General features: G+C 51.0%; 10 protein-coding genes and 1 pseudogene. 6 read left to right on the plus strand and 5 right to left on the minus strand.

From position 1 onward, the window contains the following. Positions 1-46 precede the first annotated feature (46 nt). The 4 genes from ACJJIM_RS11060 to ACJJIM_RS11075 form a co-directional block, all read right to left on the minus strand. Positions 47-3,598: an amino acid adenylation domain-containing protein gene (locus ACJJIM_RS11060; RefSeq protein WP_444913302.1), complete on the minus strand. Its 3,552-nt coding sequence runs from the start codon at positions 3,596-3,598 to the stop codon at positions 47-49. A gap of 416 nt (positions 3,599-4,014) precedes the next feature. Next, positions 4,015-7,173: an efflux RND transporter permease subunit gene (locus ACJJIM_RS11065; protein ID WP_444913303.1), complete on the minus strand. Its 3,159-nt coding sequence runs from the start codon at positions 7,171-7,173 to the stop codon at positions 4,015-4,017. Beyond that, entirely contained in the window at positions 7,166-8,404 is a 1,239-nt protein-coding gene (locus tag ACJJIM_RS11070) for an efflux RND transporter periplasmic adaptor subunit (protein ID WP_444913304.1), read from the minus strand. The genes ACJJIM_RS11065 and ACJJIM_RS11070 overlap by 8 nt, the downstream gene beginning before the upstream one ends. Beyond that, positions 8,404-9,840 carry an efflux transporter outer membrane subunit gene (locus tag ACJJIM_RS11075; protein WP_444913305.1) on the minus strand — a complete coding sequence of 479 codons (1,437 nt, stop codon included), beginning with the start codon at positions 9,838-9,840 and terminating at the stop codon, positions 8,404-8,406. Before ACJJIM_RS11075 ends, ACJJIM_RS11070 begins: the two co-directional genes overlap by 1 nt. A gap of 320 nt (positions 9,841-10,160) precedes the next feature. Between ACJJIM_RS11075 and ACJJIM_RS11080 the strand changes: the two genes are divergently transcribed. After that, entirely contained in the window at positions 10,161-11,345 is a 1,185-nt protein-coding gene (locus tag ACJJIM_RS11080; RefSeq protein ID WP_282932536.1) for an acyl-CoA dehydrogenase, read from the plus strand. Positions 11,346-11,822: 477 nt separating this feature from the next. Here ACJJIM_RS11080 and ACJJIM_RS11085 read toward each other — a convergent pair whose 3' ends face one another. Further along, positions 11,823-12,722, minus strand: a complete 900-nt coding sequence (locus tag ACJJIM_RS11085; protein WP_444913306.1) for an EamA family transporter — start codon at positions 12,720-12,722, stop codon at positions 11,823-11,825. Positions 12,723-12,937: 215 nt separating this feature from the next. On the opposite strand from ACJJIM_RS11085, the gene ACJJIM_RS11090 reads away from it, so the two are divergent. The 5 genes and pseudogenes from ACJJIM_RS11090 to ACJJIM_RS11110 all read left to right on the plus strand — a co-directional run bounded on the left by ACJJIM_RS11090 (position 12,938) and on the right by ACJJIM_RS11110 (position 17,822). Further along, positions 12,938-13,555: a trimeric intracellular cation channel family protein gene (locus tag ACJJIM_RS11090; RefSeq protein WP_413662328.1), complete on the plus strand. Its 618-nt coding sequence runs from the start codon at positions 12,938-12,940 to the stop codon at positions 13,553-13,555. A gap of 60 nt (positions 13,556-13,615) precedes the next feature. Continuing rightward, a complete protein-coding gene (locus ACJJIM_RS11095) occupies positions 13,616-15,268 on the plus strand; it encodes an alpha/beta fold hydrolase (protein WP_444913307.1) in 1,653 nt (550 codons plus the stop codon). A gap of 59 nt (positions 15,269-15,327) precedes the next feature. Beyond that, the gene (locus ACJJIM_RS11100; RefSeq protein ID WP_444913308.1) at positions 15,328-16,158 is read left to right on the plus strand and encodes a sulfurtransferase; all 831 of its coding nucleotides are present in this window, start codon (positions 15,328-15,330) and stop codon (positions 16,156-16,158) included. Positions 16,159-16,176: 18 nt separating this feature from the next. After that, positions 16,177-16,574 (plus strand): annotated as a pseudogene (gene fos, locus ACJJIM_RS11105) (fosfomycin resistance glutathione transferase). Between the two features lie 333 nt (positions 16,575-16,907). Continuing rightward, positions 16,908-17,822 (plus strand): hypothetical protein, encoded by a 915-nt coding sequence (locus tag ACJJIM_RS11110; RefSeq protein WP_413662331.1) that lies wholly within the window; start codon positions 16,908-16,910, stop codon positions 17,820-17,822. Positions 17,823-17,935: the final 113 nt, after the last annotated feature.

Raw genomic sequence — 17,935 nt, forward strand, 5'->3', positions numbered from 1 at the left:
AGGATAAGCTGAAAGGCCCATAACTTTAAACCTCGCCCCTCATTAGTTAATGAATCGCCTGCTCTCTAGCTAATCCACAGTCTACAGGGTTATTTACCTCCACACTTAAATCTAGAATACGGGCGACCCACCATATAAATGGCTCAACCTGACCGCTTAAGGTGCAGCTACCTGTACAAATATCATCAAGCAGCGACTGAACATCGTGAAGCCGCAAGGCCGTGACAGATCTCTGGTTTCTTAGCGTTACTGAGCAAAAAGGAACGTCGTTGACCGAGAGATCACTCAAGATTACTTTGCCGCCATCAATTAAAATCCTCACCGGCTCAAACTGTTCAGTAACACTCACGGACAAGCACAAGTTGGGCACGGGGCTGGATAGTCGATTGATATATTCCTGTAAGAAGTTAGAAAAGGTATTTGCCCACTCACCAATTTCAGCGAGGGCTTGCCCCAAATCCATAGCTTCCTCTTTTGCTTCCTGGGATTGAGCATCAACCTCTTTTTCAGCCTCAATAAGAGCTTCCACGGTCCTATCAACATCCTCCCTGGTGTGAGCTGCCGAGCAGATCAACCTCAGGCGGCCACGGCCGCTCTCGACTATCGGGTATGTGACAGCCGAGGTTTGAATACCGCGCTGATAAAGCGCTTGGACTATCCCGTATAGTTTATCTTTATCCTTAAAACGGGGCGTGATAATAGGCCCATCACCTGTTCCCAAATCGTATCCGGCCTGCTCGAATTTCCGGCGCATATAGCGGGTCGTATCCCACAATCGATCACGCAGTCCATCGTCAGATTTAATCCGACGCAAGGCAGTCAATGCGGCTGCAATATCTGCAGGACTGATAGAAGCCTGAAAGATATATGCCCTTGCTGAGGACCTCAGCAAGTCAACGTACTCCTTACTCGCAGCAACCACACCCCCAAGGCTACCGAGCGACTTACTGAGTGTTGTCATAATAAAATCAACTTGATCAGTAACACCTTGAGCCGCACAGATACCGGCACCACGCTCACCATAAAAACCGAATGAGTGTGCCTCATCAACTAAGGTCAAGGCGTTGTATTTCTTTGCTGCACGCACGATTTCAGCTACCGGCGCAGCACCTTCCCCCATACTGTAAACGCCCTCGAGAACCACTAGCGTCGTTCGGTAGGGAGATGCTTCAGATTCCAACACTGACTCCAGATCAGAGGCATTATTGTGTTGGAAAGTTCTGATTTTGGCACCACTGAGACGAGCACCGTCAACAATTGAGGCATGGCAAAGTTGGTCTATAACCACAACATCATCTTTACCTAATATTCCTGCCACCACCCCGACATTGGCCGTATAACCCGTTGGAAACAAGCAGGCTCCAGACTTGCCTACCAAATCAGCAAACTCCGTTTCAAACTGTAGGTGAAGATCCGTCAGGCCCGATGCCGCCGCTGAAGTGCCCATTCCTGTTCCGAAAAGCTGTACAGCGGATGAAGCCTGTTCGATAACTTCTTGATCTCTATTTAGGCCAAGGTATAGATTGGTCGTCCAAATAATTGCATCCTGGGTATCATCGTTATAAACATCTGTAACAGTGCCGTGCGTCCCACTACCTGTACGTAAAACTTTACTGTAAGGATTCCTCTTCTGATTGTTTGCCATGGCTATCACCGCCTGTACCAACTTACTTTTGTCAGAAGCAGACCAGGATGACGCCTTTGCGGCCTGAAAAGTTGGATGGCTCAACTGGAGCTGGGACTGGAAGCTAGCCAGCGCATCAATTTCAGATTTGGCAACCTCATTAGCTGACTCACTACTGATCTTACCTTCCGTCAAATCAAGCATATAGCCAGCCAATAGCTTCGGCGTGGGATAATCGAAGATTGTTTGCGCAGATAGGGCGTGTCCAATGCAATGACTCAATCGGCTGGCCAATTCTAATGTTGTCAGCGAATCCAGGCCCTGCTTGTCGAAGGCTATCTCTGGGCGCACAACCTCCGGATTTGGGTGATTCATGATGGAAGCCACCTCACCCTGGATAATTGAAGTAAAAATTGCCTCGCTGTCTACTGATAAACCTGCGAAGTGCTCGCCCATTCCACGGCTTCGATTAATATCATCGTTTGCAGCCAAACTGCTTTCAGTTGGAACGACAAGCTCCGCTTCAAGGAGTGCTAATCGTTTGCGATCCAGCTTATTGTTGGGTAGCAAGGGGAACTCTTGCAGGTGCTTGACAAACTGGGGGACCATATATTTAGGAAGGCGCTGTTCAAGAAACTCTTTTACTGCTACCTCGGTGATTGTCTTTTCGCTAGCAACAATATAGGCCATCAGGATCTTCTGCCCCGCCCCGCCATCTATAACGGTAGTAGCGGCAGCATCAACGCCCGGTATAGACTCAACTGCCGATTCTATTTCTTCAAGTTCAATACGATAGCCCCTAATCTTCACCTGGCAATCGGCGCGCCCCAAGTATTCTATTTCTCCACTTGCTGTCCATCGGCACAGGTCTCCCGTTTTATACAAGCGCTGATCGGCAATTCGGGGGTTGGAAGCTTGCTGTATAAAACGTTCCTCCGTCAGATACTCATCATTTAAATAGCCCCGAGCTAGCTTATCACCAGACAAATACAACTCCCCCTCCCCGCCGGGAGCAACTGGCTCTAATCTCTCATCCAAAATATATGCACGGGAACTTGAAACCGCCCTTCCAATCGTAATTTGGTCGCTACCGGGGCTAACTTCTGTATAAGTTGAGTAAACCGTGTCCTCTGTGGGGCCATAAACATTAATTATCCGCAGTTGTTCAGCCCCCGCGTATATTTGCTCGACCAGGGATTGCTTAAGTACTTCACCCCCAAAAATCAGGCAACGCACTCCCTGAGGCAATTTGTCTATCGAAAGTAAAGCCTGAACCGCAGATGGAACGGTGATACAAGTTCGCACCTGTTCTCGAAAGGGAAGTTTTGGCAGCTCCAAAATATTCTTCGACAATATAACTCGGCCGCCCAGAGAAAGAGTCCCGATAATTTCCATCACCGAGGGGTCAAAGCAAACTGAGGTCGAAGCCAAAACGCCTTCTAGCTCTCCATCGCTCAACAGCTCACTCATGGACTTACTGAGAGCGATAAGGCTTCGGTGTTCGATAGCAACCCCTTTCGGGCTTCCAGTAGAGCCGGATGTATAGATTACATAGGCTAAATCACTCGTTTTCGGCCTGGTATGTTCCGGTAGAAACTCCGGTGCCTGCTCTCGCAACTCATCGATCCATAACAGTTCTTTCACGCCAAGGCACAAGTTTGCGTTATCGTCACAGTCGACAATTGCTGCGGCAGCTCTGGAGTGCTCGAGCATATATCGTACCCGCTCTAGCGGATAAGTTGGGTCCAATGGGACATAAGCACAACCTGCACGCATTACGCCAAGTAGAGCCGCGACCAGCTCCCAGGATCGACTCATACAGACTCCAACCAAGGAACCAGGCTCAACTCCTCGATTTACCAACTCAGCGGCAATCCCATCGACCCGTTTCATCAGGCGAGTGAAATTTATTTCTGTGTTGCCATCGACAATAACGACCTGATCAGGATTCTTTAGCTTTTGTCTTTCGATCAAATCGCAAACTGTATCTCCTGATGATACAGCTCCCATTTCTCCCGATTCAAAATCTAAGGACTGGGCGTTATGTTTGTTTATTGAGCTGCACACTGAACATTACCTTTTATACTTATTAAAATCCGAAAACTAACTTTCAATTCATTTCTCTGTCTTTCAAATTTGGTCAAAATTTTCTGTTATTTGAATTACTTGAAAATCAGTTGCTAAATTGGAAGTATGCCGGGAAATAATTTCATAACATTGAACTGGAGCAGTATTTCAGCTACCGCAGTTCCAGGTCATAAAGGAAATTTAAATGAAGGTGGTATTCAGGAAGACAGAAACGCAATTTGGAAACTGATAGTTAAACATCAGTCATAAAATTAAATTTCTGAGGAAAAAAGCCGGTAAGAAGATACCGGCTACCGTTGAATTTATTTCTGTGTGATTGCACCGCTACTACCGAGGCGAGCGATGATATTTTTCAACCTTGTAAACAACTGGGGGATATCTTTACCCATCATTAAATAGAGGCAGGGTACCAATAACAATGAGATCGCTGTGGCAGCGAGTATTCCATAGCCCAGCGAGATCGCCATTGGAATCATAAAGCGCGCTTGCACCGAGCTTTCAAAGATCATCGGCATTAAGCCGCAGAAAGTTGTTATGGTGGTCAATACGATCGGGCGAAAACGCCGCGCTGCCGCTCCCTTGATAGCGCTTTCCAAATCAGCGCCATCATTTCGGAGACGATTGCTGTACTCAATCATTACCAGAGTGTCGTTAATCACAACTCCGGCCAGTGCCACCATACCCAGCAGACTCACCATACTGAGTCCATACCCCATGCCCAAGTGACCAAGTAACGCACCGATCACACCAAAGGGTATCGCCACCATTACGATCAACGGCTGTACGTAACTCTTTAAGGGAATTGCCAATAGCAAGTACAGCACCGCCATCGCAAGGGCAAAGGTCATCGCCAGGCTTGCCAATCCCTCTCGCTCCTCCGCTTGGCGTCCCTCATAGGAAACACTTAGGCCGGGGAATTCAGCTTTCAATTGGGGGACCACACTTTCATTCAGCTCATTAATCACAAGCGTCGCTTGGTCACTGGGCTCCACATTGGCGGTAATTGTTGTAACCCTGCGGCCTGCCCGGCGATTAATCGTGGCATAGGCGCGCCCTTTATCAATTTTTACCAGATCTGGCAGGGGCATCCAAAGTCCATTGCTGGCCCGGATCATAATGCTATTCACATCATTGATATTGGCCCGCTCATCCTCAGGCAAACGCACCATGACCTTCACCTGATCCCGGCCGCGCTGTTGGCGTAAGGCCTCAGCCCCGTACAACGCTGCCCGCAACTGGCGACCAATATCCTCCGCAGACATGCCCAAACTTTTGGCCGTTTCAGTCAGCGTAAGGTCCAACTGGGTTTTACCGAGGGAAATACCGGGATCGATATCACTGACATTGGGGAATTTCTCCAACTCATCCCCTAAACGTATCGCAGCTTGCTCCAAGGTATCCGTGTCGGTATGGCGAAGCTCCACGGTTAACGAGGAGCCAGCGCCGGGACCGCCACGGTCAGAAGCTGTTGTCGCGCTTAGGGCACCGGCAATGGGTCCCACTTCCTGGCGCCAGGCGCGAATAAACTCACCGGTGGAAAAAGGACGCTCATCTGCGGGAACAAAGAAAGCGTCCACCATAATCGCGTCATCGCCCATCAAACCGCGAATCCCCAGAAAGACCTTTTCTTTATCGTATTGCTCGAGCACCCTATCGGCAGCAGTAATAATCTGCGAGCGCGCTTTTTCCAGCTGGGATTGGGCCGTTCCGGTGGGAAAGGTGACGGCAAAGCGACCGGAGTCACGCTCCACCCTGGGCATCAAGGTGAAGCCCATACGACCGCTAGCCGCATAGCCGCCAACCACCAGCAGTGCCGCTACCGCCACGGCAATAGTGGTGTAGCGGTGCTTGATACATATATCCAGGAAGGGCCTAAAGCGCTGCTGTACAAAACGATCCAATCCCCGCGCCAGCATTTTCTGCCGCGCGGCAAAGCGGCGCGCCCGGCGACTTTTATAGCCACGACGAGAGTGGGCCAAGTGACCGGGCAAAATAAACAGGGCCTCCACCCAGGAAATAATAAATACCGAGCCCACCACAAAGGGAATCACACCAAAGATTTTGCCCATAAAGCCGGGTAAGGCCATCAATGGAAGGAAGGCGACAATATTAGTCAGGATCGCAAATGTGAGCGGTACCGATACCTGGCGGGCACCGGCAACGGCAGCCTCCAGATTGCTGTAACCTTTCTGCCGCCACTCGTGGATATTCTCACCGGCAATAATTGCATCATCCACCACTATTCCAAGGGCGATAATAAAGGCAAACATACTTACCATGCTGATGGAAATATCCAGCCCAGGCAGGAATAGCAATGCCCCCAGGAAGCTGGTAGGAATGCCCAGTGTTACCCAAAAAGCCAACCGCAATTCCAGAAAGGCTCCGAGCACAACAAATACTAATAAGAGCCCAATAAAACCGTTCTTCAGCAGCAGGGTCAGACGCGCTTTGAAAATTTCCGAGTCGTCATCTCGAACTGTCAGGGTCACCCCCGGAGGCAGGCTTGCCCTGACCTCATCAACGACTTCATGGGCAGCCTCACTGACACTCATTGGTGTCTGGTCGCCCACTCGGTAGATCTTGATGCTGATAGCTGGCTCGCCGTTAAACACCATATTGCGCGCTTCTTCCTCAAGCGCATCGCTGATATTGGCAACATCCTTTAAATAAACGGCACCGCCACCAATACCTTGGGCAATAACAATATCGCCAAACTCACGAGCCCAATCGCGGCGCTCGGTCACCCGGACCAATATCTCCCCCGCATCAGACTTAACACTGCCGCTGGGAATATCTACCGCTGCATTTTCTACGATGTTTGCCACTTCCAGCAGGGTAAGCCCATAGCGACGCAGGTCATCGCGGCGAATCTCGATCGCCACTTGCAAGTCCCGCATCCCTCGCGCTTCCAGCTGGGTAATACCACTGTGCGCTTCGAGCTTATCGTAAACCTGCATCGCCAACGCGCGCAGGTTTTGCTCGGTAAGATCGCCGTGTAATACCAGATCCAGCACATCCCGTTTGCGCTCGGCGAGACTGACCTGGGGCTGCTCAATATCTGTGGGGAAGGTGGCAACAGAATCGATAGCCTGCTGAATATTCTGGTACACCAAGGCAGCATCAGCATCGCCTTCCAGCTCCAGGGTTAACGAGGCACTACCCTCATTGGCTCTCGCGGTCATCTCTTTGATGCCTACCAAGCCCTGCACCGCCTGCTCGGCAGCCACCAGTACACCGCGCTCGACTTCCTCAGGGCTGGCACCGGGATAGGAAATGGACACGCTCACAGTGTCCAGGCTGAATTCCGGGAAGACTTCCTTTTTAACGATGGTCGAAAAAATCAAACCACCAATCAAGAAGACCAACATCAACAAATTTGCAGTTACGTGGTTGCGTGCCATCCACGCGATGGCTCCCGTGCGGGTATCGACCTTATCTTTGGATCTATTCTGTTCAGTCATCTGCGCCCCCAGCGTTGGGTCCACCGGGGCCGCGTCTTGGCGGGCGTTCCGCAGAGGCAGCCGCATCTATCGGCGGGCGCTGCTGGCGATTACTGTCTCCGGCAATTCGCACCGGCATGCCTTCAGTAACGGTTACCAACCGGGTCGTCACTAAGGCTTCTCCACCGCTGAGCCCCTGCTCCAGGACTGCAAAGTCGCCGCTCATATAGGCCACTTCTACCGGCAGAACCGTGGTGCGATTCTCGCGAACCACCCACACATTGTTGCCGTCTTGCAATGCGGTGAGGGGGATACGCACACGTTCATCCTCACTTTGGGAAACGATCTCTACTTTCGCCAGATCGTTGAGAAGCAGCTGCGGCTGGGACGGATCCTGCACGGAAAGCGGGTCTTCTAGCTCTACCAACACACTGGCGAGACGACCCTGCTCTTCCAGTACCGGGATAACCCGGACAAACTCACCGCGGCGGTAGACGCCCTGCGGCCACTGGCTGCCGTAAATTCGAACTTCAACATCACCGCGTCCGAGCCGGTGCAGTTGCGACGCGGGAACCTCAACGGCAATCTGGAAACGGTCGGCACTAGCGAGGCTGTAGAGAGTATCTCCCGGAGAGACGCGATCACCGACATCGGCATCACGCTCAACTACCAGGGCATCAAATGGGGCGCGAATCTCGGTAAGCCGAAGATCGCGTTTAGCCAAGGCCACATTTGCCTCTGCGGATTTTACTGCCGCCTCTGCTGCTGCTCTCTGAGGCTCGCGCAATACCAGAGCCTTATCCGTTTCAGACAGGGCTGTGCCAAGAAGCTCGTATTCCTCTTGAGCAACTTGCTGTTGTCCTTGCTCCTGCTGCAATTCAGCACGGCGTTCGGCGAGGGCACTCTGGGCAGTCATCAGGGCCAACTGGTAGGGCTCCTGGTCAATACGCAACAGCACCTGCCCTTTTGGCATTACGGCTCCGGGGCCCAGATCATAGTCGAGCCATTGCACCTGCCCCTGTACCTGGGGCTCCAACTCCGCTAACTCTCGGGCACTCACTTTACCCAGCGCGCTCAGGGTTACAGGAAAACGACCCTGCTCAGCAACAGCTACATCGACTGTCGGCGGTGGTGATTTGCGTTCACCGCGACTGACCGACGGTTTTTCCCGCATCATCCAGTTGAAGGCCAGGAATGCCAACACCACCAACACTATGGGGATCAGCAGGCGCCAATTGAGTTTCTGCAACATCAGTTATTTCCCTCCAGGTACAACTCCAAATCCACTGGCTCGGGGGCTGGAAGATCCGCCTGGGGGATCCCGCCGGAAAGCGCGCGGTAAAGTACTACTCGGTTTTCAATCAGTTCGCGCTCGGCAGACAAGATTTGTCGCGCCAAACTCTGTTGTTCACTCGTCGCGGTCAACACATTGAGGAAGTCGATGGTCCCCCGCGCATAGGCGCGGCTTTGGCGCAGAACCAAAAGGTCTGCGAGACGCTCACGCTCACGTAGATGGTTGAGTCTCTGCTCGATCAGACTCTCTCGAATCAAGGCCTGCTCTACTTCAGACAAGGCTTCATTAACTGCACTGCGGTAGAGCGCCCAGCGCTCCTGCAGAACAGCGTCCTGTTGCTCCCGGGCTGATGCCAGGGCGCCACCATCAAAAATCACCCCCTCAATAGAGGCTGCGATGGCCAAGAGCCAGTTTTCAGTCACGTCACTAATTAAACTGGTGCCATTGCTGGCTACCGCAGACAAGCTAAATACGGGCAGTCGATCGGCCCAGGCCTCATCGGCTAAGTGATAGCCCTGTAAAAGGTCTCGCTGCGCCTCAACGACATCCGGGCGGCGCAATAACAATTGCGATGGCACGCCGGTCTCTGGCAGGGCTGGTAAGGCCGGCAACCCGGCCTGTTCGTGAATAATGCTGCTAAGTTCCTCGACATTGATACCCAAGAGCACCGCTAACTGTACTTTTAAAGTTTCGGCACCCGCTTCCGCCTCATCCAGTTCCTGCTGTGACTGCTGGACCAGTTGCTGTTGCTGCAAAACATCGGCTGCACCTGAGACGCCTCGACCAAAGCGCAGTTCCAGAACCTTCAGGCTTTTGCGATTGATCTCCAGCTGTTGTTGCAGCAAATCCCGCTGCCCCCACTGCTCCCGCAACTCCAACCAGGTAGCTGCCACCTCGCTCGCCAGGGTCAGGGCTGCCGTCTGTAAATTCTGTTCCTGGGCCAGGTAAGCCGCCTCTGCTGCACTGGCACCGGCACGAACCCGTCCCCAAAGGTCCACTTCGTAGCTGGCGGCGATACGGGTACTCCAACTATTGCCCTCCGCAGAGGGATCGGTGAACTCGCCGGAAGAGTAGCGCTGCTCAGTATTTTCAATACTGGCGGTCAGTCTTGGCCAAAGGCCCGATCGCGCTCCCCGCGCAGTGGCTGCGGCCTGCTCCAATCGCCAATAGGTAGCCTGAATATCCGGATTATCTTTCAGTGCCAGCTGTACCAAATTGTCCAACTGCGGATCTTCCAAATCTCGCCACCAGCGCAAACTCGGTGCGACAGTGCCCGATGCACGAAAAGATTCTGGTAACCCCAAATTTTCATCGGGTTGAATGGTTTCAATTGGCTGCGAACTACAGCTGACAAGCAGCGGAACACAAATTGCCAAAATACGGTAAAAGGACAAGGAATATCACCGAAATTAAACGTTTAATCGTAAAAAATAGAGATTTATTGCGTGCATTATCCGCCCCCCAAAATCGCTCGCAATGCGTTTTACTCTTGTTTACAAAGCATGCGTAAAATCAGGCAAAAAATTGCTGCCCGCAGGAGTGCCGAAAACCGACTACTTCGGTATGATGCGGCACACTAAACTGAATAGTCATCGGGGTTTGACGCGGAGCTTATCCAAAAAGTCTCCCCTCTGTACAAAGGTGCTCGGCCTTCTTCAGCCGGCCCCCTTGGACGCTCCGGTGGAATTAATAACGGAAGTAGAAGAGACAAACCATGAGTAAACATCAGCCACTCGCCCATTGGGACGATATTTTGCTGCTGGACCAACAGCTGACCGACGAAGAGCGCATGGTGCGCGACACGGCACGTGAGTACTGCCAAAGCAAACTGATGCCCAGAGTTCTCGAGGGTAACCGCCACGAAATCTTCGATCGTGAAATCATGAACGAGATGGGTGAACTGGGCCTGCTCGGTTCCACCATCGAAGGCTACGGCTGTGCCGGTCTCAACTACGTTTCCTACGGCCTGGTGGCGCGCGAAGTTGAACGCGTTGACTCCGGCTACCGCTCCGCCATGAGCGTTCAGTCCAGCCTGGTTATGCACCCGATTTACGCTTACGGCAGCGAAGAGCAAAAGCAGAAATACCTGCCCAAGCTGGCTTCCGGCGAATGGGTTGGCTGTTTCGGCCTGACCGAGCCCGATGCGGGTTCCGATCCCGGCGGCATGAAAACCCGCGCCAAGAAAGTCGATGGCGGCTACCGCATCAGCGGCTCCAAGATGTGGATCACCAACAGCCCAATCGCCGACGTTTTCGTTGTTTGGGCGAAAGATGACGACGATATTATTCGCGGCTTCGTGCTGGACAAGGGTATGGAAGGCCTCTCCGCACCGAAGATCGAAGGCAAGTTCTCACTGCGCGCCTCCATTACCGGCGAGATCGTGATGGACAATGTGTTCGTTCCGGAAGAAAACAAGTTCCCGGAAATTGGCGGATTGCGCGGCCCCTTCGGCTGCCTGAACCGCGCTCGTTACGGTATCTCCTGGGGCGCCATGGGTGCCGGCGAGTTCTGCTGGCACGCCGCTCGCCAGTACGGCCTGGACCGCACCCAGTTCAACCGCCCTCTGGCTCAAACCCAGCTGTTCCAGAAGAAATTGGCGGACATGCAGACCGAAATTACCCTGGGCCTGCAAGCCTCCCTGCGCGTAGGTCGCATCATGGATGAGAACAAGCAGTTCGACCCCACCATGATCTCCCTGGTGAAGCGCAACAACTGTGGTAAAGCACTGGATATCGCGCGTATTGCTCGCGATATGCACGGCGGCAACGGCATCTCCGACGAATTCCACGTAATTCGCCACGTGATGAACCTGGAAGCTGTAAATACCTACGAAGGTACCCACGACGTACACGCATTGATCCTCGGCCGCGCCCAGACCGGCCTGCAAGCATTCGTGTAAAACACGTCTAGTTCGATGCTCACGGTATTTTCCGTGGGCATCGCCCTTATCCCATCACTTCTTATCTCCTTACTTCTACCTCGCCCCCCAGGTTGGTAGCACAAAACCATTAAACTAAAGTTCGGAATAGTCACGCAAAAAGGCGGCGCATAGACTGTGGAGCAGTATTAAATTATTACCCACACCAAGCAAAGTACTGCACCGAAAAAAACGTTTGGATTTAAAGTAATAATAATTTGAGAGCAGGCCAAAACTGACTGTGACCATTTACGCATCATCGAACCGCGAAATAAGTAAAGACAGCCCTCAGCAATTATTAAACTCTCAATAAAGGTATAAAAAGGAAGTTTTGGGAAGCGCGGAAAGCCCAAACAGAGAGCCCAACAAGCTGAATAAAATTATTACCAACGACATAGGCAGGGTATCTTCCATCGTCAGTATAAAGAACGTTAGACTGCCGTATTCTGCACGTCTCCCCTAACTTCCCTCCACATCAACAATCTCTTGCCCCGGATTTCGATCATTTAATTTCACTACACAAAGAGCAATACCCAGCAACACGACAAAAGTCGCTACCCACTCGACAAATGTAAGATATTCACCAAGGATAATTGATGAACCGATTATTCCCACAATAGGAACCAGCAACCCGAATGGTGAAACACAGGCAGAGGAATAGCGACGAATTAAATCACCCCATAAAATATAACCAACCAATGTCACCATGCACACTTGGTAAACAATTGAAAACCAACTGGCCGTATGCGCTTGAAAAAAGAAAACCCAAGGAGTATGGCTTTCATAAAGTATCGACAAAACCAAAAGAGGTACTGGCGGTACCAGTGAAGCCCAAACCATTAAATGAAGTAAGTTAACTCCTGGCATCCTGCGGAATACGATATTCGCAATCGCCCAAGACAGCCCCGCCCCCATGATAAGAATAAATCCCACTATCGTTGTCGACCCACCTTTATCGGCATAGTAGAAGAATACAGAAAACCCTACAGCCGCTATTACCAAACCCAAGCACTGCTGCATATTTATCTTATCGCCAAATAGCATTGCGAATAGCAATAGGGTGAATGGCACCTGCGACTGCATTAGCAGTGACGCTACACCCGCTTGAATATCGGCCTTCATGGCGTAGTACATCAACCCCAGAGAGAGAAACTCTAAGAAGAAGCCGAGCGCAACAACATTGAGGATCGAGGTCTTGGGGAATGGACAAAAGAAAACCAGAGGAACAGCGACGAGGGTGAAGCGAACCGAAGCCAATAACATTGGCGGGAAGTCGGCCAGCGCCACCTTGGTTATCGGGTAATTCAGTCCAAAAATTGAGACTGCCAGCAAAGCCAACAGTATGCTTCTATACGGCATCTCTACAGCCAGTGAACAATGGACGTAACCAAAGGGTAGCAGCCTCCATTACTCTTCTGCGCCTAATGGGCCCTTTGTCATTGTTTCAATAGCTCCCTGGTACCGATCTATTGCGGCGCCTCACACTTCTCACCAGTAGATCGCTGCTCAATTCCCTTTGCGTAGACAGAAGTGCTATTCTCCCCTGCCCGCCAATCTCTGGATGTAACGAAGATATGGATGAGCTGCTGCACTGGTTTGAATTGATCGGTATCGCGGTCTTTGCCTTCAGCGGTGTACTCGCCGCCGGACACAAACAGATGGATTTATTTGGTGCCGTGGTACTCGCCTGCGTCACCTCTATTGGCGGCGGCACCGCCCGGGACATTATTCTCAACGTCCCTGTATTCTGGCTTGAGCACACCTACTACCTGTGGATCGCCTCAATTACCGGTGTAGTAAGCTTTTACCTGATACGCTATCTAAAGGTCCCTATGCGCCTGCTAATGGTGGCAGATGCCATTGGACTCGCCGTTTTTGTGGTGCTCGGAACCCAGAAAGTACTCGAACTGGGCTATTCCGCGACCATCGCAATCGTGCTCGGCGTAATGACCGGTACTTTTGGCGGGGTGATTCGGGATGTGCTGTCCGGTGACATTCCACTTTTACTCCGGCGAGAGATCTATGCCACCGCTGCCCTTACCGGTACGGCCATACTCGTTGCCTTGGACAATGTAGGGTGGCTACCCCATGAGCTGGTGGTGGCTATTGCTGTATTTGTGACCTTAGCGATTCGCCTCGCGGCATTGCGCTGGAATATCTCTGCGCCAGTGGCACGCTTCGGCAAGCACTGACCCGCTCAAAGGTCTGGAACCATTAACCACTATTTAGTAGCAGTCACAGGAATAATCTAAGTGCAAAAAGCCCGATTGCGCATACTCCTCATCATTCTCTTTTCCATGGTGATTGGAGCCTGTGAGCGCTCGACAAACTCTGTCCAAACCGGCCAATCCCCGCAAAAACAATACGCTCGCCTGGTCGCAAAGCCCTGCTGGTTCAAAACCGATGAAACCTGGCCTTTCACCCAGTGTTTCATGATGGAGGTGCCGGAGAATTATGCCCACCCGGAAAAGCGCAAAATCCGCTTCCCGGTAGTGCGCTTCCGCGCCACAAACCCCGACCCCAAGAAAATCCCCCTACTCCACCTAGGCGCCGGAGGCCCCGGAGCCAGCATGGGGTTAGAGCCCGAGAACGCCAGCGATTGGTTGTGGCTTAACTATGCCGCCATGACAGTAGAAGATGGCCGGGATCTCTTTGTTATAGATCCCAGGGGCACCGGTATGGCCCAGCCGCGCCTCACTTGCAGCGAGTTTATCGAAGATGCCGATACCGCCTTCCGGCGCAACCTGTCTCCGGAAGAAGAGGCCCGTGTTTTCTCCTTCAGTATGGAGCGCTGTTACAGTCGCCTGAGCAAAGGTGCCGACTTGGCCCAGTACAACAGTTCTGTGATCGCCAGGGATGTAGAAGAGCTGAGAAAAACCCTCAAGCTCGATAAATTCGACCTCTATGGGGTGTCCTACTCCTCCCGCTACGCCCTGACAGTGGCCCGCGACTTCCCAGAGTCAGTGCGCACCCTGGTGCTTAACAGTGCGGTCTTCCCCAATATTGTCTACACGCAACAGCTCCCTCAGGACTCCCTGGCGGCCTACGAACGCGGCCTAAAGCATTGCATCGAAGACGAGAAATGTAACAGTCGCTACCCCAATTTGCGTCGCAGATTGGAAAACCTGATCCAGACCTTAGACGAAGAGCCGCGCACCATTCCGATCAAGCACCGCTACTCAAAGCAAAGCTATCCCTTTGTGCTTACTGGACAGCGTTTGCTGAGAATTCTATTCCAGGCGCTGTATAACGAAAACTTCTACAGTGAACTGCCCAAGATGATCGAGGGCCTGGAAAATGAGGGCGATGAAGGGCTGCAGCCGGCCCAGGATGCCATCGCACACTTTATGGAGATCGTACTGGACCCCTACTTTGGGGATGCAGCCGGCGTTAGCCACTTCTGCTATGAAGAGGCTCCCTTTGTCGATTTTGATCAGGCCAGGGCCAACGCTGCAGACACCGGTATTCTCGGCGGGGCCGTGCGATCAGATTTAAATTTGTTACAGCTACAGTGTCGCATCTGGGCAATCCCCTCTGCTCCACTCACTGAGTCAGAAGCCATCTCCACCCCAGTTCCAGTGATAGTGTTACACGGCGGCCTGGATCCGGTACTAGCTGCAGATGATGTCGATATCGCACGCAAAGAGCTACCGAATCACCAATGGCTGCTATTTCCCAACCTAGCTCACGATATTATTTCCGCAAGCAACTGCGCGGAGCGGGCAGTAGCGCGCTTTCTCGATAACCCTGCCGAAGATCAAACCGAAACCACCATGACTTGCCGCAAAGCGGAGCTGGCAGACCAGATTTCCACCGAAGAAGAGTCTGAGTCCCAGCAAGAAGCCGAACAACAGGCCGTTGAACCCCAAGCAGCTGAGGTCCCTGCCCCGGAAAGCGGCCAATAACCAAAGACAACAGCTGAAGTTACACGACAAAAGCGGTATCAAGGATTGAGGAGAGGCCTATGGAGAGCAATAACAACCCAGCCCTGATTGAAGTTGCGGATTTGGTAGAGCTCAAAAAGACCGGCGAACCCGTAATATTGGACTGCCGCTATAGCCTGGCGGATCACGATAGTGGTGAGCGAAACTATCGGGCTGGCCATATTCCCGATGCCCATTACGCCTGCCTGCATCGTGACCTCTCTGCCCCTGTGCAACGCTACGGCGGCCGCCACCCAATGCCGAGTGCTGCACAGTTCCAGGACTACGCTCGCAATCTGGGAGTCGATAGTGACACACAGGTAATCGTCTACGACGACAACCGCCTGGGTTTCGCTGCCCGTGCCTGGTTCCTGTTTTTCTTCTTTGGCCACAAGAAAATCAGCATTCTGAATGGCGGTCTAAAAGCCTGGCTCGATGCAGGGGAGGCATTGGACACAAGCGAGCCCACTCGATCCAGGCAAGGAAACTTCAGCGCACAACCAAAAGAAAATCTCTTGGTTCATTACGAGACCATCAAACAAAACCTGGGTAAAGCACCCTGGCAGTTAGTAGACGCCCGGGACAGTCAGCGCTTTGAAGGAATTGAAGAGCCTATCGACCCGATTGCCGGACATATACCCACCGCAATCAACCAGCCCTGGCAAAATATTACTGACAAAAACAATGGGAAAGTGAAATCTATTGCCGAACTTAAATCACAGTTTGGCAACTTGGAAGATGGTAAACCACTTCTCAATTACTGCGGCTCCGGAGTTACTGCCTGCGTTAATTTCTATGCACAATTTTTAGCTGGTCGCCACGACTCACTACTCTATCCAGGGAGTTGGAGTGATTGGTGTTCGCGCCAGTGAAGATAAAAAGGAGTCTGCATGCTAACAGGGCTTAATCACATAACTCTTGCTGTCAGCGATGTAGATCGCTCCGCTCAGTTTTACATGGGCATTCTTGGGTTTTCGGGGCAGGTAAAATGGAATTCCGGCGCCTATTTATCATTAAATGATCTCTGGCTCTGCCTATCCTTGAGCACACCTGAGCCAAGAAATGACTACACCCACATTGCCTTCAACATCAGCGAGAGTAACTTTGAAAGGTTTGCAGGCTTACTTAAGGAGCATAATGTAAAAGAGTGGAAAAAAATTCCAGTGAAGGTAATTCAATGTACATTCTTGATCCAGATGGCCATCAACTTGAGATTCATGCAGGCTCGTTGAGGAGCCGCTTGGAATCATTAAAATCAAAACCATATCAAGGGTTGAAGTGGTTGTGAATGAAACTCAACAAGTACATCAACTTCGTAGCAATCGTTACGTGACCTCAACTGCATATCCCTTACTTCGCACTCACCAGTTTGTCATTTGATGTGCCAGAAAAAATTGATTTTATTCGATAAGATAATGGGCCAGTAATACCTCCAGAAACAGAAGAAAAAGACTACTGGATTCAATGCGGCACAAAATAGAGAAACCCGAAAAACAATAGACGGGGATTCCAGCAATGGATAGGACAAACTTTCTGAAGAGCAAAATAAAGCTACAGCTTATACCCCCCATACTACAAGTAGCTTACTCCTCTAAAGTCAACCATTCACAGAGAAATAACCTTGAGACAGCTGATTGCCTTTTTTGTACTTTCTTACTCACTCCACATTCAGGCCGAGCAGCTTGTGGATTTAGATTATTTACCCAAAAACAATGAAATTACGCATACCCTAGAAAAACGACCTGTAGTTCTAGTAGATGCTGCACACCATAACTTTCATACAATATCCGGGCGATACCATCCATTCGCTGACGTTCTGAAAAGTGACGGATACATAGTAAGGTCAAATGATAAAAAATTTGACAAAGCCAACCTGAAAGACATCGATATCGTTGTTATTGCCAATGCCCTTAGTGAAGAGAACATTGAGAACTGGAATCTTCCCAACCATTCAGCTTTTACACGAAAAGAAATAGAGGCGCTTTTCCACTGGGTTAAAGGTGGTGGATCTCTATTTTTGATAGCTGACCATATGCCATGGCCAAAAGCAACAGCTGACCTTGCAGAGATATTTGGCTTCCACTTCCAGAATGGTTATGTTGAAGTCATTGGACAGCAAGAGCAGTACTTTGAAACCAGCGATGGGAGCTTAGCTGACCACAGTATTTTGAAAGGAGTGAAAGACTCCCATAAACTGAATAAAGTAAGGGGGTTCATGGGTCAGGGTTTTTTGAGTCCACCAAATGCTAAGCCGGTGATGATTTTTAGCAAGCCATCAATCGCTTACATGCCTAGAAATTCATTTCAATTTAATGAAAACACGCCAGAAATTTCCGCCACAAACTGGCATCAGCTATCTACATTAAAATTTGGAAATGGTCGACTGGTAGTATCTGGTGAGGCAGGCATGTTCACCGCTCAGGTTGATTCAGATCCAGACGGGAAATGGAATATGGGATTGAATGCCAAAGGAGCTGAACAAAATGAAAGGCTCTTATTAAACATTATGCTCTGGCTATCAGGCAAAATTAATTAGCACTACCCTACACACAGAAGGTATCGAAAATATAAAGTCCCAGAAAGTTAATATTATTTATTAAACAGCTAAGCCATAGGTATAAGTTGCCCACTGAAATCAACACAGGCTTC

This window comes from Microbulbifer maximicatervae (SeqCode) (assembly GCF_052467615.1).

Excerpts from the sequence above, each read along its gene's own strand:
- ACJJIM_RS11065 (WP_444913303.1), bottom strand. The coding sequence starts at position 7,173 with ATGACTGAACAGAATAGATCCAAAGATAAGGTCGATACCCGCACGGGA.
- ACJJIM_RS11070 (WP_444913304.1), bottom strand. The coding sequence starts at position 8,404 with ATGTTGCAGAAACTCAATTGGCGCCTGCTGATCCCCATAGTGTTGGTG.
- ACJJIM_RS11080 (WP_282932536.1), top strand. The coding sequence starts at position 10,161 with ATGAGTAAACATCAGCCACTCGCCCATTGGGACGATATTTTGCTGCTG.
- ACJJIM_RS11085 (WP_444913306.1), bottom strand. The coding sequence starts at position 12,722 with ATGCCGTATAGAAGCATACTGTTGGCTTTGCTGGCAGTCTCAATTTTT.
- ACJJIM_RS11090 (WP_413662328.1), top strand. The coding sequence starts at position 12,938 with ATGGATGAGCTGCTGCACTGGTTTGAATTGATCGGTATCGCGGTCTTT.
- ACJJIM_RS11100 (WP_444913308.1), top strand. The coding sequence starts at position 15,328 with ATGGAGAGCAATAACAACCCAGCCCTGATTGAAGTTGCGGATTTGGTA.